This window comes from Paenibacillus sp. LjRoot56 (assembly GCF_964253335.1).
Taxonomy (GTDB): Bacteria; Bacillota; Bacilli; order Paenibacillales; family NBRC-103111; genus Paenibacillus_E; species Paenibacillus_E allorhizoplanae.
In genome coordinates this window covers 1-24,456 of the sequence record NZ_CAXURV020000003.1, presented here as the reverse complement: position 1 = coordinate 24,456, position 24,456 = coordinate 1, and the positions used below count along the sequence as shown (strand labels likewise).

At 44.7% G+C, this 24,456-nt stretch carries 17 protein-coding genes and 1 pseudogene; 11 read left to right on the top strand and 7 right to left on the bottom strand.

Translation table 11 applies throughout. The annotated features are described in order from the left end of the window. Positions 1 to 58: 58 nt before the first annotated feature. The 5 genes from ACSQ8O_RS19335 to ACSQ8O_RS19315 all read left to right on the top strand — a co-directional run bounded on the left by ACSQ8O_RS19335 (position 59) and on the right by ACSQ8O_RS19315 (position 13,784). Positions 59 to 1,294: a hypothetical protein gene (locus ACSQ8O_RS19335; protein ID WP_436242985.1), complete on the top strand. Its 1,236-nt coding sequence runs from the start codon at positions 59 to 61 to the stop codon at positions 1,292 to 1,294. 221 nt (positions 1,295 to 1,515) lie between these two features. Beyond that, entirely contained in the window at positions 1,516 to 5,454 is a 3,939-nt protein-coding gene (locus ACSQ8O_RS19330; RefSeq protein WP_436242984.1) for an OmpL47-type beta-barrel domain-containing protein, read from the top strand. Positions 5,455 to 5,805: 351 nt separating this feature from the next. Next, positions 5,806 to 12,066, top strand: coding sequence for an alpha-amylase family glycosyl hydrolase (locus ACSQ8O_RS19325; protein ID WP_436242983.1), 6,261 nt, complete (start codon positions 5,806 to 5,808; stop codon positions 12,064 to 12,066). Positions 12,067 to 12,483: 417 nt separating this feature from the next. Then, the gene (gene sigK, locus ACSQ8O_RS19320) at positions 12,484 to 13,026 is read left to right on the top strand and encodes an RNA polymerase sporulation sigma factor SigK (protein ID WP_436242982.1); all 543 of its coding nucleotides are present in this window, start codon (positions 12,484 to 12,486) and stop codon (positions 13,024 to 13,026) included. Between the two features lie 86 nt (positions 13,027 to 13,112). Next, positions 13,113 to 13,784: an ABC transporter ATP-binding protein gene (locus tag ACSQ8O_RS19315; RefSeq protein WP_436242981.1), complete on the top strand. Its 672-nt coding sequence runs from the start codon at positions 13,113 to 13,115 to the stop codon at positions 13,782 to 13,784. 268 nt (positions 13,785 to 14,052) lie between these two features. Here the strand turns inward: ACSQ8O_RS19315 and ACSQ8O_RS19310 are convergent, their stop codons facing one another. From ACSQ8O_RS19310 to ACSQ8O_RS19300, 3 genes are read right to left on the bottom strand one after another with little or no spacing between them, the layout of a single operon-like run. After that, positions 14,053 to 14,838: an ABC transporter permease gene (locus tag ACSQ8O_RS19310; RefSeq protein ID WP_436242980.1), complete on the bottom strand. Its 786-nt coding sequence runs from the start codon at positions 14,836 to 14,838 to the stop codon at positions 14,053 to 14,055. Positions 14,839 to 14,867: 29 nt separating this feature from the next. After that, a complete protein-coding gene (locus ACSQ8O_RS19305) occupies positions 14,868 to 15,860 on the bottom strand; it encodes an Ldh family oxidoreductase (protein ID WP_436242979.1) in 993 nt (330 codons plus the stop codon). A 26-nt stretch (positions 15,861 to 15,886) separates the two neighbouring features. Continuing rightward, positions 15,887 to 16,933: an aliphatic sulfonate ABC transporter substrate-binding protein gene (locus tag ACSQ8O_RS19300; protein ID WP_436242978.1), complete on the bottom strand. Its 1,047-nt coding sequence runs from the start codon at positions 16,931 to 16,933 to the stop codon at positions 15,887 to 15,889. Between the two features lie 120 nt (positions 16,934 to 17,053). Between ACSQ8O_RS19300 and ACSQ8O_RS19295 the strand changes: the two genes are divergently transcribed. After that, positions 17,054 to 17,959 carry a LysR family transcriptional regulator gene (locus ACSQ8O_RS19295; RefSeq protein WP_436242977.1) on the top strand — a complete coding sequence of 302 codons (906 nt, stop codon included), beginning with the start codon at positions 17,054 to 17,056 and terminating at the stop codon, positions 17,957 to 17,959. Positions 17,960 to 17,993: 34 nt separating this feature from the next. Here ACSQ8O_RS19295 and ACSQ8O_RS19290 read toward each other — a convergent pair whose 3' ends face one another. After that, positions 17,994 to 18,758 (bottom strand): ABC transporter ATP-binding protein, encoded by a 765-nt coding sequence (locus ACSQ8O_RS19290; RefSeq protein ID WP_436242976.1) that lies wholly within the window; start codon positions 18,756 to 18,758, stop codon positions 17,994 to 17,996. Positions 18,759 to 19,128: 370 nt separating this feature from the next. On the opposite strand from ACSQ8O_RS19290, the gene ACSQ8O_RS19285 reads away from it, so the two are divergent. Further along, complete coding sequence (locus ACSQ8O_RS19285; protein ID WP_436243916.1) at positions 19,129 to 19,515, top strand: DUF4362 domain-containing protein; 387 nt, start codon at positions 19,129 to 19,131, stop codon at positions 19,513 to 19,515. A gap of 126 nt (positions 19,516 to 19,641) precedes the next feature. On the opposite strand, the pseudogene ACSQ8O_RS19280 reads toward ACSQ8O_RS19285, so the two are convergent. From ACSQ8O_RS19280 to ACSQ8O_RS19270, 3 genes and pseudogenes are all read right to left on the bottom strand, one after another. Next, positions 19,642 to 20,860: pseudogene (locus ACSQ8O_RS19280) on the bottom strand (IS110 family transposase). A 120-nt stretch (positions 20,861 to 20,980) separates the two neighbouring features. Then, positions 20,981 to 21,106 carry a hypothetical protein gene (locus ACSQ8O_RS19275; RefSeq protein ID WP_436242975.1) on the bottom strand — a complete coding sequence of 42 codons (126 nt, stop codon included), beginning with the start codon at positions 21,104 to 21,106 and terminating at the stop codon, positions 20,981 to 20,983. 97 nt (positions 21,107 to 21,203) lie between these two features. Next, positions 21,204 to 22,067: a LysR family transcriptional regulator gene (locus ACSQ8O_RS19270; protein WP_436242974.1), complete on the bottom strand. Its 864-nt coding sequence runs from the start codon at positions 22,065 to 22,067 to the stop codon at positions 21,204 to 21,206. Positions 22,068 to 22,199: 132 nt separating this feature from the next. Here ACSQ8O_RS19270 and ACSQ8O_RS19265 point away from each other — a divergent pair, with 132 nt between their 5' ends. The 4 genes from ACSQ8O_RS19265 to ACSQ8O_RS19250 all read left to right on the top strand — a co-directional run. Beyond that, on the top strand, positions 22,200 to 22,622 hold the full coding sequence (locus tag ACSQ8O_RS19265) for a GNAT family N-acetyltransferase (RefSeq protein ID WP_436242973.1): 423 nt from the start codon (positions 22,200 to 22,202) through the stop codon (positions 22,620 to 22,622). 90 nt (positions 22,623 to 22,712) lie between these two features. Continuing rightward, the gene (locus tag ACSQ8O_RS19260; RefSeq protein ID WP_436243915.1) at positions 22,713 to 23,255 is read left to right on the top strand and encodes an AAA family ATPase; all 543 of its coding nucleotides are present in this window, start codon (positions 22,713 to 22,715) and stop codon (positions 23,253 to 23,255) included. A gap of 85 nt (positions 23,256 to 23,340) precedes the next feature. Continuing rightward, on the top strand, positions 23,341 to 23,607 hold the full coding sequence (locus ACSQ8O_RS19255; protein ID WP_436242972.1) for a hypothetical protein: 267 nt from the start codon (positions 23,341 to 23,343) through the stop codon (positions 23,605 to 23,607). Positions 23,608 to 23,821: 214 nt separating this feature from the next. Further along, the coding region (locus ACSQ8O_RS19250) for an IS110 family transposase (RefSeq protein WP_436242971.1) at positions 23,822 to 24,456 on the top strand (635 nt) is incomplete at its 3' end.

Below are 24,456 nucleotides of genomic sequence, written 5' to 3'. Positions count from 1 at the left end.
GATCACTCACATTGTAGTCTGTGGATTTCATTATCTCAAAAATAGGAGGAACATCTTCATGAAGCTGCATTTCCGATATTCCTCGCAGTCGGTGCTCGAACCGGTTCCTGGTTGTGAGTGGGCAAGCAAAATGGTGCTAAACCCAGCTATTGTAAAAGATCCGGCTTCTGATAAGCTGCATATGCTGTTTCGGGCTACGGGTCCATGGTCTCAAAAGCGCAAGGAAGGTAAGCACGACCCATATCCGATCTTTCTGGGGTACGCAGCAAGCAGCGACCTAGGCAAGACGTGGGATGCCGACTTTTCCAGGCCAGCACTTGCTCCTGCTCTGAATGAGGGGTTCGAAGACATCTACATTACAGATATACACGGTAATCAGGTGCGCGATTATTCCAACGGCTGCATCGAGGATCCGCGCATATTTCCAGTGGAAGGGGAGCTGTATCTTTCCGTGGCATGCCGTATGTTTCCGCCGGGTCCGTATTGGCTCATTGATCAGGAGCCTTCGGTGGATACACGCAACGACTATGTGCCGGAGTGGGTGCAAGAAGGTGATGATGCATTCCGCGTTGCAGCGCGTACCAACAATACCGTAACCGTCCTGTATAAGCTGGATTTGGATAAGCTGAAAGCAAGCCGTTATGAAGAAGCTTTTATCTATGTATGCCCATTGACGGAAGGCCATGTAAGCGATAACCGCGATGTATTCCTGTTCCCCGATAAGATGCGAATTGATGGGAAAATGCAATATGTGATGCTCCACCGTCCGATGAAACCTGCATTATTCCCGCAAGGATCTCAAGTAAAGAAACCATCGATCTACCTTGCTGCAGCGGAGAATTTGGAAGACTTCGCAACGGACCGGGTAACCCACCGACTGCTGGCAACCAGCCAATTCCACTGGGAGGACAACCGGATCGGAGCAAGCTGGGCGCCGCTCAAGATTTCAGCTAACGAATGGCTCGTTTCTTATCATGGTAAGAAAGATATCCACTTTGGGTATACACAATCCTTCCTGATTGTACGCGAGCAGGATAACGACTTCCCGGTTGTGACGCATCGATGCTCTGAGCGTTTAATGTACGCTCAACAGGCTTGGGAAATGCCGAGCGATTATCCTACGCCCTGCTTGTTTACAACAGGTGGAATTATTGCAGGAGATGATCTGATTATGTCTTATGGCGCTGCAGATCAAAAGGTGGGTATTTCTTGGGTGAATTTCGCTGAGCTGGTTACGTATGTTAAGCAATTTGATGCTGAAGGCCGGAAGATGGAGGAGTATACAGACGAGTAAAGTATTGAATCGGCGCAAGAAATCGAGGATATCGATGATGTGCCGATTGAACACAAAATTATGTAAGCGCTTATATTTCTGGATAGAATGAGAGGAGGTGGTCGATATGCAGCAACAAAATCAATTTTTCATAAAGAAGACTAAACAGATGCTTTCGAAGTAAGTTTTTTCGTTTGTAAGCGAATTCTTAATAACTTGAAGGAAGAAAGAGGAGGTTAAAAATGATGGGGATATGGCGTAAATGGTATCCAACCCGTGTTTTGACAGTATTTCTGGCACTCATCATGGCAGCAACGTTTATCCCTGCCGGAGCTGTTCATGGGGCAGGAACTCTGCTTAAAACTGGTAATTATAGCTACAGTGTCGCACCGAATGGGGGCAGTTCTCCGGACAAGGGAGAAACCGGATTGATATCCTCGGCCAATGGCGTGCTACTTGACGGATCAACCACAACGTATGCCGGATTCATGGGTAGCGGCACAGGTACCCCAGGGAGCGTACAGGTCGTATTTGACCTGTTGAAGGATTACCCGTTGGACAGTATTAACGTTGTGCTGAACTCACCCAATTCGTTTTGGGGATTTAATGAGTTTACGGTAAAATACCGCCCGGAGGCTGCGGAGTATTACTATATTGCTGACAAACACACCAGAACACCAGGAATAACCTCAACGAGCCCAAGCTCAACCTGGAACTATGCGGTCAACATACCGATGTCGAACAAGACGGCCAGATTTATTATCATCGATATAAAGAGACCTCATGACTTTCAGCATATCCCTATCACCGAAGTTCAAATTTATAAAGGGACCGGACAGGAAGGCGTGAATCCCGCACCTGCGCTGACTGCGGAGCAAATAGCCCTCGAACTGAACAAAGACAGCTTATTGGCAGAAAATTTGCTGAAAACCGGAAATTATTACTTTAGCGTTGCCCCGAATGGAGGCAATAGTCCAGACAAAGGAGCTACCGGGCTCATATCCTCAACCAATGGAGTGCTGCTTGACGGATTAACGACAACGTATGCAGGATGGACTGGGAGCGCGACTGCCCCAGGAACTATACAAGTGGTATTTGACCTGCTGAAGGACTACCCGCTTGACCGTATAAACGTCATTCTGAATTCACCCAATTCGGCTTGGGGATTTAAAGAGTTTACGGTAAAATACCGTCCTGAGGCTGTAACGGATTATTATTATATTGCTGACAAACACATCAGAACACCTGGAATAGTCTCAACGAGCCCAAGCTCAACCTGGAATTATTCGGTCAACATACCGATGTCGAACAAGACGGCCAGATTTATTGTCATCGATATTAAGCGTCCTCATGCCTTTCAGCATATCCCCCTCACCGAAGTTCAAATTTATAAAGGGACCGGACAGGAAGGCGTGAATCCCGGACCTGCGCTTACTGCGGGGCAAATGGCTCTCGAACTGAAAAAAGACGGCTTAATGGCAGACAAGTATGGGCAGTGGGTTTATGAAACCTGGCCTGGAAAGGTAACATCCGACGAGCAACTGCAGCTGGAATATACGAATGAGGCGAATGCACTGTCAAATGTTTCACTTGATCTTGCAAAATTCGATCAGTACGGCGGGATTAAAAGTGGAGGAAGTTATACAAGCAGCGGTTATTTCAGACTTCAGCAAATCGATAACAAATGGTGGTTTATTTCTCCGGACGGGAATAAATTTATTCTAAAAGGTGTGGATGCCACAAGTATATGGGAGTGGGGATACGGGACGTCGCTTAAAAAGGCTGACGGTACCCCAAGAGGGGTGTTTGAGGAACTTCCCGATCCAGTCGCTTATGCTCCTGCCTATGTAAACGATTCTAATGGCGAAAGAGTAAGCTTCGTTGTCGCCAATATTATGAAAAAATACGGCAGCAACTATGAGTCGAAATGGGAAGATATCACAAAGAAACGTTTGATAGATTGGGGCTTTAATGCCTTTAGTAAGTGGACCAGACCCCAAAATATAACTTTTCCGTACATTAATGTCCTGCAAGACCCCGGCAGCTTAAAAAGGATTCAATGGACTTACGATGTTTTTGACCCGCAGAGTGAAGCCATTATAGAAACCGCATTGACCCCTCAGCTTGATAAAGCGAAGAATGACCCGTGGCTAATCGGTTATACTTACGATAATGAGGCCGGATGGACAACCGATATTGTAAAAGATGTACTGACATATAATTCGTCGTCTGCGGCTAAAAGCACTTTCGTGAATTTTCTTGCACCAAGGTACAACAATGATATTACTGTCGTCAACCAGCTTTTAGGTACGAGCGCGGTATCGTTTGACGAGTTAAAGAATATTTCGATCAATATAACCAAGGTGCCTGCTGCGGATGTATCGGAATATATCAAGCTAGCGTCCAGAACCTATTTCTCAACGGTCAAAAATATTATCAAAAGACATGATACAAACCATCTGTTCCTAGGTTCGTCTGTAGTTCCCACCTGGCGGACCAGTCTGGAATGGGATTCGGCGGCAATGGAGTTTGTAGATGCATTTTCAGTGGATAATTACACGAACGATCCAAGTTGGATTTCCAGATATGAAGCTTTCGGAAAACCATTATTGAATCTGGAATATACATTTAGTACTACCCAGCGTGGGTTGTCACCCGTAAATGGGGCTACAAGTGTGGCTAGTATTGCGGATAGAGGTATGGCCTACAAGTCTTTCGTGGAAAGCGAAACTTCACATCCGTTATTTATTGGCTCAGGCTGGTTTTCGTACTTCGATCAAGCGGTTACATGGCGTAAAGACGGTGAGAATTTCAATATAGGCTTAGTAAACCAACAGGATCAGCCCTATACAGATATGGTAAATATCATGAAGACCGTCAATGCCGGGTTGGAAAATGTTCATGCTTACGGGATTAACCTCGCCTTGGACAGACCGGTTACGGCTAGCTCATCCAAAACGGCTGCTTTAGTTGCCGGGAATGCAGTCGATGGGAGGACAACTACGAGATGGGGATCGAACTATACCGACAATGAGTGGATCTATACGGATCTCGGCTCAATGAAGACTGTAAGCAGGGTTAGACTTAACTGGGAGACAGCATACGGTAAAGAATATAAGATTCAGGTGTCGGACAATGCTGTAGACTGGACCGATGTATACAATACCAATATAGGCAATGGAGGCATAGACGATATCTCTTTTTCGGCAACTAGCGCAAGGTATGTAAGGATGCTGGGTATAAAAAGAGGTACCGGTTACGGTTATTCACTGTGGGAATTTGAGGTATATGAGCAGCCTGGAGCTGCGCAAGATGAGATTCCACCGGTTACTACAGATGATGCGCCTTCTGGCTGGAAGAATACGGATGTAATGGTATCGCTGGAGGCAACTGACGATCAATCCGGTGTCGAAAACACGCAATACCGGAATAATGACGGGCAGTGGCAACCGTATTCGAATCTAATTACTGTTTCCGCTGAGGGTAATACCGTTCTGGAGTATATGAGCGTCGATAAGGCCGGAAACCCCGAATCCCCGAAGAGCGTGTCTATCAACATAGATAAGACGGCTCCGGTCACTACAGTTGGATTACCTCCGGCCAATGCCAACGGATGGTATCATTCGGATGTGAATTTAACCTTAAATGCGTCGGATCCGTTATCCGGTATCCATAAAGTTCTATATCGGATCAATGGCGGCCAATGGCTAATCTATGATGGCGCCATCGATGTTTCCGCTGAAGGAACGAATACGATAGAGTATCAAAGCAAGGATAATGCAGGAAACACGGAAGAGCTAAAAAGTGTATTCGTGAAAGTAGATAAAACAGCACCGGAAATACAAATGAATCAGAATAAGAACGAGCTGTGGCCGGCTAATCATAAAATGGTGACCGTAACGGCAGGCACTTACGGCACAATAGACCCGATTTCCGGCATTCAGTCCATTGTTTTAAAATCCATCACCTCCAACGAACCGGATGATGGTCTTGGTGACGGAGACACCTCGCAGGATATTCAAAATGCAGACTTTGACACACCGGATTATATGTTTGATTTGAGGGCTGAGCGATCCGGAAGCGGAGGAGGACGGGTATACACCATTACTTACGTCGCTACGGATTATGCAGGAAACGAGAAAACAGTAATATTGACGGTAACCGTTCCGAAGAACCAATGACAAGAATGATCTGATAAACAATGGCTCTCACTCTAATTGTGGGGGCCATTTATCGTTGAACTTTTACAATAATGTAGCTGATGCCAGCATGGTTTCCCCATAGAATCAACGGCTCTATATAAATACTTCCACTGAATCAAATACTATCTCACAGTTAGTAAAATGATCGCCGATTCATATTGCTTCCATTAATTTAGAGCTTTGCACCACAACCCGTTTTCTTCATAAAACAAGTCACATAGATACGAGTAGGTCGTCAATATTTTACACCCACGCGGGTAGAGGCTGCATGCTATGATGTTTTGAAGAAAGCGCTTTAATTATTAAACATCATAAGGAGGATAAATAACGATGGGTTTATGGCATCGAAAACGAGGTACGCAGCTTTTGTCTGCGCTATCCGCACTTCTACTAATCGTTCAGCTTTTTACCGGACTGTTCGCAGGTTCAACTCGCGTACTTGCGGCAGCGGATCAAATTACGGAGCAGCCTGGGGGCAAAAGCAAATGGGTCGTTGTAGGAAGCTTTCAAGGCTGGGACAACGCTTCGACGGATACTCGGATGAAGCACTTGGTGGGTGAATTTTATGCTTTTACCAAAGAGCTTCCTGCCGGATCTTATGAATTTAAGATCGTTAAAAGCGGCTCCTGGGACGGTTACTCAAACAACAGCAATAACTTTTCCTTCAGCTTGGGAGAAACGACGAAGGTAAATTTTTATGTGAACGATGAGATAGGCCAAGCGCGGATTTCACTCCCCGGAGTGGCAGGGATCCAGCAGTACATGCCGGCGCTCGGTTCGAACGAGCTGCCACGACTTGTAGGCAGCATTCAACCTTTGTTCGGAGAAGCCGAATGGTCACCGGACGGAGCGAACCAGATGTTCGTCGATTATCGTTTTAATAACACGGTATATAAGCTGCAGCGCCATATTCCGGTCGGCAGCTATGAAGCTAAAATCGTTTTCGGTCAAAATTGGGATGCGCCGAATTACGGAACGGCAACCGGAGCAAATGTGAAGATTGCGACGGTAGACGAGGCTGATGTCACTTTTACCTTTGATAATTCAGCCCAAACGAAAGCGCTTACCCATGATTACGTTGCAAAAGACGGTGCTTTTGACGGTCAAATCAAGAAGGATAGCCTCTTTTTTGACAGCCGTTCGGTAACGTACAAAAAGCCGTTCGGCGCCATTCCGGCGGGCGGACAGGATGTCACGCTGCGTATGGCGGCGGCAAAGGGCGACCTGCAGACGGCAAAGGCGGAATTGACCGCTCCCGATGGCTCGTCCAATGCCTACCTGATGAAGAAAGTGACAGCCGTAGCCGACAAGGAATATTGGGAAGTTACGGTGCCGGCAGCTGATTTTGCAGGCAAGGTTGGGATTTGGGGCTATAAATTCATTGTTGTCGACGGTTCGTCGAAAGCAGAATACGGAGACGATAGCAGCCGGGGCGGTTCGGGATCGGTAGCGGATGAAGGCGCCGTTCCTTATGATTTGACGGTTTATGCGCCGGACTACAAGACACCCGATTGGATGAAAAATGCGGTTGTGTATCAGATATTTCCGGACAGGTTTTTTGACGGATCGAAGGATAACAATCGGGCCAAGACGGTAGATGGCGCGCGCGGTGTCATCGATCCGAAATATGGTACAAGCAAGAATGGCCAGCAGCTCCAGTATTTTGACGGTGGCGTGCCGAATGATCCGACACCGGCTCAGGTTTGGGGCGGGACTTCCATCGTGCCGGAGAATCCGGACCGGACCAAGCCGGAGAACAAACCGTATTACCCGAATGCGAAAACGGATGGGGCTTGGACGAATGAATTTTACGGCGGCGACGTTCAAGGGATTGAACAGAAGCTTGGCTATTTAAAATCGCTGGGCATTACGGCGGTTTACTTGAATCCTGTTTCATGGGCGGCGTCCAATCACAAATATGATGCAACGGATTACAAGCATCTGGATCCGATGTTCGGACAGCCAGTTTATAATACGTCGGGGGATCCTGCTTCCGGTTTGGATTACGTTAAAACTCGGGAAGCCTCAGATCAAGTATTCGAGAACTTCACGAAAGCAGCCCGTACTGCTGGAATCAAAGTGATTAACGATGGTGTGTTTAACCACGTTGGTGACGATTCGATTTATTTTGACCGGTATGACAAATATCCGGAGATAGGTGCTTACGAGTATTGGGCAGCCGTTTACGATAAGATGAACGCGGCTTCCATTACGCAAGAGCAGGCCGAAGCCGATGTTCGCGCCTTGTTCACGAGCCAGATCAACCCGATGACGGGCCAGAATTACAAGTGGCCAGACGATTTCAGGTATGTCTCCTGGTTTACAGTGACGAATGATAAGGTGAAAGACCGCGACGACGATAATCTGCATTACAAATATGATGCCTGGTGGGGATATGATTCGCTGCCGGTGATGGATGCTAAAGACCCGCAAACAGCACCTACGGTGTATTTGCCGACTGATACCTTGTTCCTTCCCGGGCAGCACGAGTGGAACAATATCCATTACCGGGACAATGTTATTGGGCATAGCCTGACCGGATTAACCGAGACGGATGCGCAAAAAGCCATGCAGTTTGCGAATTCCCAACGCTGGTTGTGGATGGGAACAAGCGGATGGCGGTTGGACGTGGCGCCGGATGTGTCTGCAGGCACATGGGGCAAGTTCCGCGAAGCAGTTAAATCGGCCGCAGGCCGCACGAATGTGAACGGCACGGTGATCGATGAGCCGGTTATTATCGGCGAAGAGTGGGGCGTTGCCACGAAGTTTCTGCTAGGAGACCAGTTTGACTCCGTCATGAACTACCGGTTCCGCGGGGCTCTGCAAAGCTTCCTTTCGGGCGGCAATGCCGATACGTTCAATCAGGCGCTGGAATCAATCCGCGAAGATTACCCGAAAGAAGCTTGGGAAGCACTGATGAATCTCGTGGATTCCCATGATACGACACGTTCCATTACGAAATACGACCATCCGGAGTGGGAGGAAGAGCATCTCGTCATCGCACCTGAGGCAAGCACGAATGCGAAAAAGCTCCAGGAACTGACGGCCATTTTCCAAATGGGCTACCCTGGTGCTCCTACGATTTACTATGGGGATGAAGTAGGCTTGACAGGTACGAAAGATCCAGATTCCCGGCGCTTTTTCCCGTGGGAACGGGTTGTAGCGAATGGGGACGGTACGTTCAGCGGTACAGGCGATTACCAGAATCTTTTGAGTGTCTACCAAAAAGCGGCTAAAGTCCGCGGAGACAATGCTGTGTTCCGGACCGGCGACCTCAAAGCCGTCTATTCACAAGGAAACGTTATCGCTTATGCGCGTAAAAACGATTCCCGCGGAGCCCTGCTCGTCGTGAACCGGGGAGCGAACCCTCAGTCGATCGAAGTGGATGTGGCCGGGTTCCTGCCGGATGGGCTCGCACTGACCGATCAACTCTACGGAAGTACCAAGGCTGTTGTCGCTTCGGGTAAAATCTCTCTGACTGTCCCGGCACTAACCGGTTTTATGATGGTTTCGGATGATGAACTGCAGGCGGTACCGCAGGTAACTGGCGTGCAGGCGCAAGGTGACAAGGGGAAAGTAATGCTTTCCTGGAACAGTGTGAGCGGAGCGGAATCCTATCAGATTTACCGTGCTGCCATTGAAGGCGGAGTCGTACAGCTTGTCGGATCCACCGCCGACCTCAACCATCTTGATGTCAATGTGGTAAACGGAACGAAATATTACTATGCCGTTACGGCACGCATCGGCTCAGGCGAAAGTTTCTTCAGCGACATGGTCGCTGCAACGCCGGCATTCCAGATTGCATCTCTGGGAACTCCAAGCACAGTAACGGATAACGTTTATGCAGGTGTAGGTAAAGCGACAGGACGAATCACGGTGAACGTGAATATTCCGGGACTAACGGACGATGCCGCTTTAGCCGGCAAGGAAGCGCCGAATCTGTTGGCGAGACTTGGCTTCTATAAAGAGGGTACCGACCCGGCTGCCGCTCAGGATACGAAATTTCGCTATGACAGTGACCAGTCAGGCAGCAAGATGTACTGGGGATCTTTTGAGCCGACGGAAGCTGGCGTTTACAACTATTTTGCCAAAGTTTCGACGGACAACGGGGAGCATTATACCCAATCCGATACTGTCACTCTTGAAGTATATGGGGACCCGAACGATACAACGGCACCTGCCGCACCGGCCCTTAATTCTATCGCGGTCGAATCGAACCGTTCGTATTTGAAATGGACGGCATCGGACAGCAGCATCGCGGGCTTCGACGTGTACCGTCAATCGGTTACTGATGTGACTTATCAGAAAATCGCTACGCTTGCCGCTACGGCCACCGATTACACGGATTATGCCGTGAGCAACGACGTGCTTTACACGTATCAGGTGGCGGCATTCGACCAATCCTATAACCGCGCATTTTCGGAAAAGCAGTCCGTAACGCCGAAGCTTGTGATGGTGGATGTGCTGATGCGCTTGCATTTGCCGGATTACACACCGACGAGCGACGATATTAACATTGCCGGTAGCTTTAACGGCTGGAATGCCAGCTCGACGAAACTTCATGTACCTAGCGGTGCAACCGATCGGGACGTGGTGGAATACAGCTTCAAAATGATGGCCGGCAAATCCATCGAATACAAATATACCCGCGGGACTTGGGAGACGGAAGCTTTCACGTCGCACACGCGGACTCCGGGCGATACGGCCGATAATGGCAACTGGGCTTACAGTTCGACCGTTACCAATATGAAGCTGACGATTAAAAATGATGGCGGCAATCAGATGGTCGTGAACGATTACGTGCTGCGCTGGGTCGACATGCCGATGATTCTGACCATGCCGCGCATCACTTACGGCAGCAACGTTGCGTATTCGACGGAAGAAAGCAGCTTCAAGCTGAAAGGAGTCGTGCCTTACGGCGTCAGCTTCTCCATTAACGGGCAGCCGATTCCTCCGAACAGCATGGATGCCATAGGTAATGTGGAACTGGATGCCATTCCGTTGGCACCGGGATCGAATCATTTCGAACTGCATATAGAACCGACACCGGAAACGCTGCACCTTCCTTGGTATGAAGATAAGGGACGCGCAGGTCAGGCTACGAAGACAATTACGCTGGACATTACGCGGACATCGGGTGGAAGCGCTCAGGAGCCTGTATTGACTCAACTGCAGTGGAGTGAAGTGAACACGGCTCTCACTGTTGGCGATACACGCCAACTTCAGGTGTTTGGCGAATATTCGGACGATTCAAAAAAGAGTCTGACAGGTGTTGAATTCTCTTCCAGCAATACGAATATCGCGGACGTAACGCCAGAGGGACTAGTTACAGCGAAATCGCAAGGGGAAGTGAAAATCACAGCTTCTTTCGGAGGAAAAACTGCTGAAGTCACGCTGAACATTTCTTCTGCTCCATCTAATGAAGGAAGCGGTGGCGATACTATGGCAACAACTCCGGCTGATAAGCCCTCAACGACGAAACAGATCGACGAAGTTGCTTTAACGAACGGCAAGGACGGAAAAGTAGGCATCGAGCTGAGCTCAGGCGAGCGCGAGGTGAAGCTTCCGGTCAATGCGGCTGAACTGTTGGGCTCCAAGACACTGGAGATTAAACAAGGCGGCATCTCGATCGAAGTACCGTCAAGCTTGCTCAAAGCGCTGGCTATACTGATTCCGGGCGGAAGCTCAGAGGGCGCCCAACTTTCACTGGCGGTTAACACCGTAGAAGCCGAAGCCGCTCAAAAGCTGATTAATCAGGGAGCTGCAAGCACAGGAGCAATCATCAAACCTGTTAGCACCGTGTACGATTTCACCCTATCAGCTCAAACGAAAGACGGAAAAACGCTAAAACTGCCGACATTTGACCAACCTGTCACGCTGACATTCCACGTCCAGGATGGAGCAAACATTCCACTGAGCGGCGTGTATTATGTGAGCGATGCAGGAGAGCTCACGTATATTGGCGGTACTTGGGAAAATGGTGGTTTGACAGCAAAAGTATTTCACTTCAGCAAATATGCCGTACTGGAATACAACAAATCATTCAATGATCTGCCTGCAGCACACTGGGCAGCCAACGCTGTGAGGGAACTTGCCGCAAAGCATGTCGTGGAGGGCATCAGCGATGAAGCGTTTGCACCCGAGCGTGAAGTGACACGAGCTGAATTCTCAGCTATGCTCGTACGTGCATTGAACCTGTCCGTCAAAGGAGAAGCGTCGCTTCCGTTTTCTGATGTGCCAGGCAGCGCTTGGTACTCGGCGGTGGTAGCAACCGCTTACAGCAATGGCATCGTCAGCGGTCGTGACAGTTCGACATTCGCACCTGACGCTCCGATTACCCGCCAGGAAATGGCGGCGATGGTCGTACGTGCCTATGGCGTCCATACGGGCACAAACGCCCCAGCAGCAGACATCCCTGTCGGATTCGACGACGCGTCCGGCATTGCGCCTTGGGCTAGAAGCTTCGTGCAATCAGCAGTCGGGCTGAAACTGATGCATGGACGAGGTGAGCGTGAGTTCGCTCCAGTCGGTATCACCACCCGCACCGAAAGCGCTCAGGTTTTGCTTAACCTGTTGCATTCAGGGAAGTAAAATGTAAAAATCTTCAGAGAAAAAAAGACCTTTCAGCGAAATGCGAACTGTAACCGTAGTTGTGGACAGTTTGAATAAAATGGACATCCCTGGCTTAAGCAGCCAATAGATGACTTCTGAATTCATCAGGAGTCATCTTTTTTAATGCCCACTGGTTTTACTTATTTGGGATTCCTGTTCTGGCTCCTTAACAGTATCTGGAGTGGCTAGGGCTTGTGCATATGTTTTGAATCGGTATCTTTTTCTGTTTGAATCATACTCATTGTTCAGGAAAGCGACCTTAATCGGTCGCTTTTTGATCGTCCTTAATCGATGGGGACTGGACCGGCCATGAACAGAGAGAGCATCATGAGTGAAATCAATAGTAAACTCGCGTGCAACTGAAACTGAATTGATCCAATGGCGTTCACTCTCTGGGTGAGCGCCTATTTTACGTTGCTTCGTGTTCACAACCTCAAAAAATTCGACAATACGGGGGAAGATTTGGAAGATTTGATCTCCATCGGGACGATTGGACTGATCAAAGCTATCGAATCCTTCTCCCCGAACAAGGGCACGAAGTTGGCGACTTTTGCGGCACGTTGTATCGAGAACGAAATCTTAATGCACCTTCGTTCATTGAAGAAGACACGTAAAGATGTATCTCTGCATGATCCGATTGGAACGGACAAAGAGGGGAATGAAATAACGCTCATTGACATCCTCGGCAGCGAGGCGGACGATGTGGTGGATGCGGTGAAATTGAAGATCGAGAAGTCGAAAATTTACAGAAATTTAGAAATTTTAGACGATCGTGAAAAGGAAGTTGTTGTCGGTCGGTTTGGTTTGGAGCTTGGCGGCGAAGAGCGGACGCAGCGTGAGATCGCGAAGGAGCTGGGGATTTCGCGTTCGTATGTATCACGTATTGAGAAGCGGGCGTTAATGAAGCTTTATCATGAATTTTATAAGGCGAAGAGGTAAAAGAATTGATTTCATTTGAATTAGTACACATTGAATTGAATCGTATTCTTCATTTATTTGGCTTCAAATAATGGGGGGCGAAGACAATGACAGCCTTAATTCAAATTGAGCATGTTAGCAAATTTTATCACATGGGCGGGGAGACAATCCGCGCCCTAGACGACATTTCATTAGATATCACGCAAGGTGAGTTTGTCGCTATCATGGGACCGTCAGGCTCTGGAAAGTCCACGCTGATGAACATCATCGGCTGTTTGGACGTTTCAGACGAAGGCCAGTATGTCCTAGATGGGAAACAGATTCATTCGTTAAAAGACTCACAATTAGCCGAGATTCGGAATCGGAAGATCGGGTTTGTTTTTCAGAGCTTTAACTTGCTGCCAAAACTAAGCGCGTATGAAAATGTGGAGTTGCCGTTGATATATCGGGGATTATCGAGAAAACAACGGGAGCCGCTTGTTTTGCAAGCACTGGAAGCCGTGGATTTGCTGGATCGAAGGAAGCATATGCCTTCTGAGTTATCCGGTGGCCAGCAGCAGCGCGTTGCGATTGCGCGCACATTGGCTGGCGATCCGCCGATTATCTTGGCGGATGAGCCAACGGGAGCGCTGGATTCAAAGACTGGCGTAGAGATCATGGATATTTTCAGGCGATTGAATGAGCAGGGGCGGACAATTATTGTGATTACGCATGATCGGCAGGTTGCGGAGCAGGCAAAGCGGGTTGTGCGCTTTCGGGATGGGCGGTTGGTTCATTAACATGAATAATATCAGCCTTACGATAATCATCGTAAGGCTTTAATCAGTTTATAAGATGAGTAGATTAGCTATTCCTGGATATTTTTATTACCGACTTTGCTGATTACTAAAGTAAAAATATAAGATATTTTGGTTTAGTGGCATAGACAAAGTATAGTTTGTCGAGTAACTGTGAACTTTTTTATTTTTGCACCAGAACCCCATAAAAATAAAAGGTCAACTAGTAAATACTAGCTGACCTCATAATAATCGGCTGAAGCTCTTTGTCTTATTTACTATCTACACCATTATAATTATCTCTCCAGCGAAGCAGCCGATCCTCGAGCTTGCGGACAAGGGAATCAGTAAGCTTACCCACTAGAGCAAATATGACAATTCCGACGAATACAACATCTGTTTGGGCAAATTGTCTCGCATCCGAGATCATGTAGCCTACGCCAGAATTGGCTCCCATTAATTCAGCGACAATAAGGCTCAACCAAGCCATGCCAATTGAAAGTCGAACACCAAGTAGAATGTTGGGCATCGCAGAAGGCAATATCAGCTTAGTGATCTGTTTGAATCGACTGAACTCGAGCACACGAGAAACCTCGAACAGCTTAGAATCAATCCCTCGTATACCTAGAAAGGTATTCAGATAGACAGGGAAAAAGGCACCTTTTGCAATTAATAATACTTTAGAGAACTCACCGAATCCGAACCAAAGAATGAATAAAGGCATAATAGCCAAGTGAGGAACAGTTCTAATCATTTGGAGGGTCGGGTCCAAGGAGTATTCCGTTTTTCGAAAAAAACCTACAAGCAAGCCTGATAGCAGGCCGAGACCGCCACCAATGACAAAACCGATAACGGCACGATATATACTAACAGAAAGGTTATCGAATAAAATACCATCTCTAGTTAGGCTGATGAAGGCCTTGAAAATGTTGATTGGTGTGGGAAGCAATTGGGGTGCGACCCAATGCAGCGATCCGACCAATTGCCATACCGCTAAAATAATGACAGGCAAAATGAGGCCATAAACATATTTCTTATAATTCTCGCGAGTTTTCATTGAAAGTCCTCTTTAGTGGTAGTCTGATGTTATTCGTCTCGCAGTTGTTTGTTCAGATACTCTATAACAGATTCATGGACTGTAATAACGCCAGATGCCAGGCTATCACGGTAGCGTTGTTCGGAGGCTTGGCCTGGATAGGTAATGGACTTGTTTGGATCGAGTGTCGAAATGTTATTAATTTCGCTCAAAAATCCCGTGATTTGTTCTTTGAATGACTCCACGGTATGACCGAAGGCGGTAGGATCGATTAGCTGGATCAATGCTCCTCTTCCTTTTCCGGGACCTTTGGAGCCAATAGGCACATTAACAAGTGCGCCGCTTAGCATTTCAAATGCCAAAGCAAGTCCAAAGCCTTTATACCCGCCAAAAGGAGACAAATATTTAACGTCAGCAGGGTTGGTTGTTGGATATCCTTGTTGATCAACACCCCAAGTATCAGGGATGGTTTCCTCATTATACTTGGCCAAAGTCACATGACCCCATGCACGCTCAGAAGTGGCCATATCCAGAACAAACAATGGTTCCGTATGAGGAAAAGCAATCCCAATTGGGGTGTTGTTCACGGCAGCTACAGTACCTCCCGGGGGAGTCATAACGCTTGTCCCGCCATAAGCGAATACGAGTGTAATCGCACCCTGCTCGGCACCATACCTGGCAATCGTACCAGAACAATTAAAACGGGTAATATCCGTTAGGCCGATCGTAATCATTTTACGGTCAGTGAGAAAGGGAATTGCCAAATCAATGGCTTCACGGGCAACAATATGCCCAATGTCTCGATTACCTATGATATGCATGTAAGCTCCGTCAAAAGGACCAACCTGATAAGTCCCCTTGTCCTCGAAGGATTCTACAGCATTTCTAAAGAAGGTAATGCCATGAGAGGAGCGGCCTCTGAGGTGGGCATCCAAATAATCTTCTGTTACGATTTCTGCTTCACGCTTCGTTGCTCCGTGTTTAAGGAGGACTTGTCTGCCAAGCTCTCTCAACTCCTGAATAGGAAGAGTTACAGTATTCATGATGTAGGATCAACCTGCCTTGTGAATTATTTATTATTTTTAATATCTTCTAATGCTTGTTTGATGTAAGTATTGTCAACGACTTTGGATGGATCGACCAATTTGTTAATCGCTTTTTCATTCAGGAGGAATTGAGCAAGATCTTGCTGGCCTTTTACGAAATCATCAGAAACCGGCAGCGTTGCGAAGCTGACATTTTTGATGACAGATTTCACTACGTCAGCATTGAGTTTGGTACCCTCAGAGTAAATTTTCACAGCTTCATCGAAGTTTTGATTTTGCCACTGCAAGGTTTTCTCTAGTACTTTTAAGTAGGCTGTAACTAGCTCAGGATGCTCTTCAGCGAATTTAGTACGGGCCACATGGAAGGCTGGGCTAATATAGTTAATATTAGAACCATCTGCTAATACAGTCGCGCCGTCATTGACAACAGAAGTAGACAGGTAAGGCTCTCCAATGGCCCAAGCATCAACGGAACCACCGATAAATGCTGCTTTCGCATCGTCGGCAGTAAGCTGAATGGTTTGAATATCTCCTGGTTTCAAGCCCGCTTTATCGATCAATCGGAACAACATATCGTAGCCGCTGGTTGCTTTGGCAACGGCGATTTTTTTACCTTTTAATTGTTCAACTCTTTTAATTGCACTTCCTTTTTGAACGAGCAAAGCATTGTTTTTGGAACCCGTGCTGCCAACGGCGATTTCTTTGAAAGGAATGTCTGCCATTTGCGCAGTAATAACAGGCGTATTGCCCGTTACAGCCAAATCAAGGCGATTCGTAAGGATGGCATCGAATTGTGGCGGTCCGCCTTGTACCTCGAGCCAGTTCACTTTTGCATTATGTTTAGCAAACTCTTCTTCAAACCATTTCTTTTGCTGGGCTAGGACCAGCGGGGCCACCGCGTGCTGAACACCAATATTCACGACAACTTCTTTTTGGGAAGCAGGTGAGCTTGAACTTGGGCTCGGTGCATTGCTACTGAATGCTGCAGGACTGGACTTACTACCGCATGCGGACATAACAAGTAAAAAACTTAGCGCCAAAGCGGGGACAGCAATTTTTGAAAATTTCATGAGTAATCTCCCTCTCTTATACCTTGAAGTGGTTTTAGTTTACTATATCCGAGTAAACAAGTATATTAACTATGTGTTATACTGACATAACTTCAGGTTATTGCTAAAAGGGGTTTGGATATGAATATTGAGCAATTAGAATATATTGTGAATATTGCAAGGACAGGATCGATATCCACAACAGCTGAAATCATGCATGTTTCCCAGGCAGGGATCAGTAAAGCCTTGGCGAGGTTGGAGAAAGAAATTGGTTTTGAACTATTTGAACGCACGCGTAATGGAACGCTTCCAACTGACCGTGGGAGAATCATTATTGAGAAAGCGAATGAGGCGCTCTTGAAGATTCAAGATGTCAGGGATGCCGTCCTTATGCAAAATGACCACATCGAAGGCGAAGTTCGATTATCTGTGAGCCCGAATTTTATGGCGGTGTTACCTAAGTCCATTGTTTCCTTCAAAAATTACTATCCTTACGTTCGATTAGAAATCATTGAGAAGGATTCTATAGATATTATCGAGGACATAAAGCAAAACAAAACGGACATGGGTTTGATTTATTTGAATCATGAGCCTAAAGTTACCGAGGAATTGTGGTTAACGAAGATGTTCGAATCGAGGGTAGTCGTTTGTGTAAGTAAGCATTCATGGCTCGCCACCAAGACCAGCGTTACCCGCAAAGATTTAATTGCACAACCGTTTGTTAGCATAAACGGGAGCTTTTCAAGCCGTTACATGGAGCAATTTAAAGAGAAATATGGCCCAGTCAACATTATTTTTACATCGAACAATCAAGAAGTGCTGAAGCGGACGATCGCTGAGGGGGCAGCCATAGGCATTTTCATTGAATTTAGTATTAAGAAGGATCCATTAATAACGAGTGGTGAAATTATAGCTATTCCTCTGGTGAGTAATGAAACCAACATCGTAACTTTTGGCTGTGCGCGCTCGAAAAAGCAGAATTTCCCAAGGACGCACCAAGTATTTTTGAAATATTTATTAAATGAAATTCATGCACTCGAAAAATAAAAAAGATCCGCCTCAATGGCGAATCTGTCGTATATTAAATGGAGTAAGCGGGTTCCATTTCTTCATGTCCGCCTAGTGCTTGCATTACACGTCTACGATATTCGAGGAAAGTCGTGGAGACATGAGAACGCGGATGATGTAACTCGATGGGAATAATTTCCTTAATTGTGCCAGGTTTAGCTTCCATGACTACAATGCGATCGGCCAAAAAAATGGCTTCATCAATATCGTGAGTGACGAGCAACATCGTCATCCGGTTTTCACGCCAAATGTCCAACAGTGCTTTCTGCATATGATTTCGGGTAAAGGCATCGAGAGCTCCAAAGGGTTCATCAAGTAGAAGAAGTGTGGGCTGATGCATAAGTGCACGTGCGATTGCCACCCGTTGGGACATTCCGCCTGAAAGTTGTTTGGGAAAAGCTTTCTCGAAGCCGGTTAACTTGACTAATTCAATGACTTTGTTCACTTGTTGCCGAACAGCTGGATCTTTGAGAGATTGATTGGCAGCTATATTCTTCTCAACTGTTAACCAAGGGAACAGCCGGTGCTCTTGAAAGATGACGCCCTTTTCAATACTTGGTTTGGTCACAGGTTGATCGTCTAAAAGTACTGAGCCTTCATAGTTGACGTCTAGCCCTGCGGCAATCTTTAACAATGTGCTTTTCCCACAGCCGCTTGGCCCTATGATAGCTACAAACTCATCCTGTTGTAATTCTAGAGTCACATTGCGCAGTGCGTGGACAGTGCTTTCCTTCGAAACAAATGTTTTGTTCACATTCCTAAATTTTACGTTCGCCATGCTGATTTCACCTCGTGTGTAGGAGCTTAGAAAATTGGAGTTATATGAGTTGAAATCTTAATTTAAGTGTTGGGGAAAGTCAAGGGAAATCTTCTTGAAAAATGAGGGGAACACGGAGTGGGGGAAGACTATTCGTTTGGGTCGTCGTTCAACTAACGTAAGAACGTTTGTTCAATACACAGCAATGGGAGGCTGCCGGTACGATCGGCAGCCTTTCGCTCACCTAACTGGCAGTTTAGCGCAACATATTCTCGCCGTTTTCGTAAAAGAATGTAAATAAAACTTTGAAGGAGGTAAAAATATTAAATCCCAAAAAATTTTAATTATTACTCAGACATTCATAATTATTGCTTTGATTGTCTTCATTTTTGTGTTTGTAAATCAATCCAATAAAGTGAACGATACTGCTACCAACTCAGTTATTTTTCATCTTGACAGAGCTGACCTTGAACGAGTTGATAAAATGGTAACAAGATTTAATGAGGGGCAAGGAGACAATCTAATGATTATAGAACCAGGAATGGATAGCGGACCAGCCATTCATGATGTAATTTCAAATGGTAAAGAAATAAATTGGATAGTTGATAACTCACGAGATGCATGGAGTACAGACAAAGGCAAGACGGAATATGTCTGTAAATTGATTCGAATACACGAAAGAGATAGTGATTATATTGATATTGAATTATCAAAATGTAAAAATTACAAGGATGATGACCAACTTAGAATTCTGTCTTTTAGAAAAGAAAAGTTGTAACTGGAAATGGATTAAACTACCATGAAAATTAAAAGTCTGGCAGTCGAAGAAAATGAACAGCACTAAAGAGGACGCTGCCCATTCGTTTTTAAAAAGTGTAGCGCCAAGGATATAAGGGGGCATAGATCAGGAGATTTCCGAAATCGTAACGTTGTAGCCTAAAGTTTCAAGCCTTCGAACTGAATTCTGTACAATTGCTCCAAGTTTTTGCTTATCAAAATAATCCTCACCTAGATCAACATACTTTTCTTTTCTTGTAAGTAGATAATAAGCGATTCTTAGCATGGCATGAGCCACTACAATAGCAGCTCTTTTCCTACCTTTTCGTGCTAAAGTGCGTCTATACATAGCACCAAGATAGTTTTTTGAGGAACCTACGGAATGTGCCGCTTCCGTTAGTGCAGATTTCAAATATTTGTTTCCTTTCTTACCTTTTGATGACTTCCTTTTGCCTGCGCTCTCATTATGTCGGGTACAACTGCTGCCCAAGAACACAAGTGAGCCGCACTTGGAAATTGCTCTTTAATGTTTGTTCCAATTTCAGCTAAGATTTGTTCAGCCATTCGAGTGGCAATTCCAGGTATAGAATCTAATCGTTCTATGTCTTCTTGATCTGAAATAACTCTCTGGGCAACTTCTTGATCTAACATCTCAATTTGTTCTGAAAGGAAATCAATGTGACCTAGAATGGTTTTAAGCATTAAGCGTTGATGAGGATTAAAATAACCTCGAAGAGCGAGTTCGAGTTCATCTTTTTTCTTTTTCATAGATCGTCGAGCGAGGCTTGCTAGTTTTTCAGGATATTCTTCGCCGTTTGCAATAGCGTTAAGCATGTCCTTAGATGAGACCCCCATAATATTTGAAACCACAGAACCAAGCTTGATGTTTGCTCCTTCTAAACACTTTTTGAATACGATTATGTTGTCTAGCTCGTTCTTCAATAATGCTGCGGCGATACCGAACTAGTTCCCGCAGTTCCCTTTGGTTACGGTAAGGAATGAAGCTCGCCGTTAGCAGCCCGTGACGAAGGAGTTGGGCAATCCATTCCGCATCTTTCACATCCGTTTTACGTCCTGGGAGAGATTTCATATGTTGAGCATTTACAACTAAAAATTTAATGTCTTCAGCCTCTAATAGGTTCACTATTGGCTTCCAGAGGACACCTGTACTCTCCATAGCTACGTGAGTACAACCTTGTTTTTTAATCCAGTCAATTAACTGAATTAAAAAACAAGGTTGTAGTAGAGAACGTTTGAATCTCCTTTCCTTCGGGTGTCATTGTACATGCAGTAATGGAATCTTTATGAACATCCATGCCACATGCGCGCTCAATGAGTATATCCATTGAAATTGTCCTTTCTCCGGCTTTGAATTGGGGGGCTGGTACAACAACCAAAATAGGATTAATCTACCATGAGTGCTTCCCGAAGAAGCGACATTCTGTGATGCACCGTGGTCGGTGGAGTCAGACTAACGGATGGGCTCTAACGTACCATAGTTGATCGACCTTCCTCACCCAGCCGTAGTAGAAGTATTGACGGATTTTATCCATTTTCATCTTCTGTGGTGCAGCGCTGATCTTGCGCTGCATGAACGGCTAACGGGACACGTTAGTGTGGTTTTTGGTTTTTATAGACATCTTCACTTTATAATAACATTAAGGCTTTAGTTTTATTAAAACAACAAGATTATGAAATCAGTTGTTCAGATAAAAAGTTTATAAACGACCTAGAAGCAGGAGTTAATGTTTCCATCGACCTTATAACACTTCCTATCGTACGAGTAAAAGTCGGAAATAATGGTTTGCTGCAAATTTTTGCATTATGCTTGGGAAGAGCCAGCTCAGGAAGTAGTGAAACTCCTAATCCTGCTTCTACGGCTGATATTATTGAGTAAGTATTATGAAAACTATATTTAACATTTAGTTTTATTTCTGTGTTACTTAGTATCTCATTTAGGAGTTTTTCATATCCTTTTACATTAATATAGGGTTCAGTAGCTATATCTTTTATAGTAACAACAGGTGAATCCCTTAAAGGATGTGATTCAGACATAACAACAAGCATTGAATCATGAATTAATGGTTCGAATATTAATTCACTTGAATTGATTGAAATACCTAAATCTACGCTGCCCTCTTTAACCCATTCAATAATGTCGTTATAATCCCCCTCAAATACATGGAATTCGATCTTTGGAAACATTTCATTATATTTTTTAATAAGTCCAGGAAGCAGTTTTGCTATGAAACTCGGAAAGCAACCAATTTTGATTAGACCAAATTCAAGGTCAACTAGTTCTCTTGCTTTCTGTTTAATAATTTCTTCCTGATTAAAAATTTCTCTTACATGAGGGAGTATAGATATACCAGCCTGAGTTATTTTTACAGTTCTATTCACTCGTTCAAATAATCTAATACCTAAATTCTTTTCTAATGCGGCAATGGAGTGGCTTACTGCAGACTGAGTCATATTTAATTTTTCAGCGGCTTTGGTGAAGCTCCCGATTTCATATACTTTTAAGAAAACTTCAAACTGTAAATGATTTATCATATTTCTTCCTCAGCTTAAACATGAATTTTTTTAATGCGAACTACTATAACTATTCATTTGATTAATTTATTTTCTATAATATACTTAAAATATATTTGATACAAGCAGTCTAACTAAAGGAGGACTTTAGGAATGTATAAGATAAGAGAAATGACAATTGAAGATTATGAACAAGTTTATTGTCTATGGAACGAAATCGAGGGGCTGGCATTAAGCGATGCAGATTCTAGACCAAACATTGAACTGTATTTAAATAGAAATAAGGGACTTAGCTATGTTTGCGAGGAAAACAATAGAATAATTGGAACCATATTAACCGGTCATGATGGAAGAAGAGGGTTTATATATCACTTAGCAGTGAATCCTAATTTCCGAAAACAAAAGATTGGAAATAAACTTGTTGAAATGAGTTTAAATAAATTAGAAGAGCAGGGAATAAGTAAGTGTCACATATTTGTTATTGAAAACAACATCGGAGGCAATTATTTTTGGTCCGCTATAGGTTGGGAAAAAAGAAGCGGCTTTTTTGTATATTCTAAAGATACTAAAGTGTAATCTGATCAAAAAATTACTACTTCCTATAAACGGGAAACGATAGCGGAATAAAGTCAAAGTGGCAGCCGACCAGAACGATCGGCTGCCTTTATTGTTGAAGTAACTGGCAGAAGCTTAATTCTAATAAAGGTTTTATGGAAAGTTAGAAAAATACATATTATAGGTTCCGTTGGGAGGGGTAAAACAACATTAGCCAGATATCTATCAAATAAACTGAGCATTCCACATTATGAATTGGATAATGTTGTTTGGAAGAGAGATAAACCGAGAGACATTAAAAGAACTGAGGAAGAAAGAGATCAACTGTTGAGTACAATTATTCAATCAAATACTTGGATTATAGAGGGAGCTCATTACAACGAATGGGTATTCCAAAGTTTTCATAATGCTGATTTAATTATATTTTTGGATACTAATAATTCAAAACGAAAGTATCGAATTATTAGTAGATTTATCTTACACCTACTCAGAATAGAAAAATCAAACTATAAACCCACTTTTGGGAGATTCAGGAACATGTTTATCTGGAATGATAATTTTGAATGTCGAATTAAACCGAAGGTTATAATAAATTGGGACAATATTCTTCTAAATCCAACACTAAAAGATACAATCGAAATTATAAACTCTTAAAACTAACAAAGAACGAGATTTCAATAAACTACAAAGAGAGGCTTCCGGATACCAGTCTGTTCAAGTCTTTAAGGAAGGTGAATTCGTGGATCATGATAAAATCATAGAGCTATTAAAATATAAATTCATAAATTGGGATATACATTATGAGAAATCAGGAGTTTCTTTTTGGATAAGTTTGAATGATGGTAAGTTAAATTACTTTGAAATACAAATAGTACCTGGCATAGGAGTAGGTTTAACCAACAGAAAAAATATTCTTCCTTTCGATATTTCTAGTAATGGTCACGATATAGCGTTTGACACAATTGAAGAAGCAGTGGATTATCTTGAAATGCTTATTTACAACTAATTGTTGTCCAATTAACTACGAACGTTTGTTCAAAAACACACCAATGGGAGGGGCTGCCGGCATGATCGGCAGCCTCCATTACGCTAACGGGCAGCATTCCTATTATGAAGAAATATGAGGTTTGAGAAATAAAAAGACTCCTTGGTATGATGTTTATGGGTCCCTGATGCTGGCCAGCGTCGGATCCACAAACAAAACCAAAGGAGACTACAACATGCATTCTACTCAAAATGAACGAATTAATCAAATCACTTTTTCTACCTTAATTATCGGAGTCGACATCGCAAAATTTAGACATGTGGCGAGAGCCCAAGACTTCCGCGGGGTCGAGTTCGGGAAGCCACTAACGTTTGAAAACAATCGAGAAGGCTTTGAATTATTTGTTAGCTGGTTCAGGAAGATTGCGACGGAGCAAGGGTTCAAGGACGTCATAGTTGGTATGGAACCAACGGGTCACTACTGGCTAAACCTAGCCCATTTTCTTAAAGATGAGCAAGTAAAATACGGCGTAGTGAACCCACTACATGTAAAGAAAAGTAAAGAATTAGATGACAATTCCCCAACAAAGAATGACATTAAAGATGCGAAAGTGATCGCACAGCTGGTCAAAGACGGGAGATACGCCGTACCGAGTCTTCCCAAGGGTATTTATGCCGAACTGCGGGAAGCGATGAAAATTCGCGAACACCTAACAACTGATCTTTGCGTTGTGCAAGCACGCGTCCATAATTGGTTAGATCGGTATTCCCCAGAGTTTCTAACGGTCTTCAAAGATTGGGAATGCAAATCTGCCATCCAAATGCTAAACCTTCATCTACTGCCGCATGAACTTGTTCCCGTGCCAGATAC

What these genes read in the sequence shown, in the direction of transcription:
- ACSQ8O_RS19265 (WP_436242973.1), top strand. Translation starts at nt 22,200, where the DNA reads ATGTATAAGATAAGAGAAATGACAATTGAAGATTATGAACAAGTTTAT.
- ACSQ8O_RS19335 (WP_436242985.1), top strand. Translation starts at nt 59, where the DNA reads ATGAAGCTGCATTTCCGATATTCCTCGCAGTCGGTGCTCGAACCGGTT.
- ACSQ8O_RS19315 (WP_436242981.1), top strand. Translation starts at nt 13,113, where the DNA reads ATGACAGCCTTAATTCAAATTGAGCATGTTAGCAAATTTTATCACATG.
- ACSQ8O_RS19325 (WP_436242983.1), top strand. Translation starts at nt 5,806, where the DNA reads ATGGGTTTATGGCATCGAAAACGAGGTACGCAGCTTTTGTCTGCGCTA.
- ACSQ8O_RS19305 (WP_436242979.1), bottom strand. Translation starts at nt 15,860, where the DNA reads ATGAATACTGTAACTCTTCCTATTCAGGAGTTGAGAGAGCTTGGCAGA.
- ACSQ8O_RS19295 (WP_436242977.1), top strand. Translation starts at nt 17,054, where the DNA reads ATGAATATTGAGCAATTAGAATATATTGTGAATATTGCAAGGACAGGA.
- ACSQ8O_RS19270 (WP_436242974.1), bottom strand. Translation starts at nt 22,067, where the DNA reads ATGATAAATCATTTACAGTTTGAAGTTTTCTTAAAAGTATATGAAATC.
- ACSQ8O_RS19290 (WP_436242976.1), bottom strand. Translation starts at nt 18,758, where the DNA reads ATGGCGAACGTAAAATTTAGGAATGTGAACAAAACATTTGTTTCGAAG.
- ACSQ8O_RS19330 (WP_436242984.1), top strand. Translation starts at nt 1,516, where the DNA reads ATGATGGGGATATGGCGTAAATGGTATCCAACCCGTGTTTTGACAGTA.
- ACSQ8O_RS19310 (WP_436242980.1), bottom strand. Translation starts at nt 14,838, where the DNA reads ATGAAAACTCGCGAGAATTATAAGAAATATGTTTATGGCCTCATTTTG.
- ACSQ8O_RS19275 (WP_436242975.1), bottom strand. Translation starts at nt 21,106, where the DNA reads ATGCAGCGCAAGATCAGCGCTGCACCACAGAAGATGAAAATGGATAAA.
- ACSQ8O_RS19300 (WP_436242978.1), bottom strand. Translation starts at nt 16,933, where the DNA reads ATGAAATTTTCAAAAATTGCTGTCCCCGCTTTGGCGCTAAGTTTTTTA.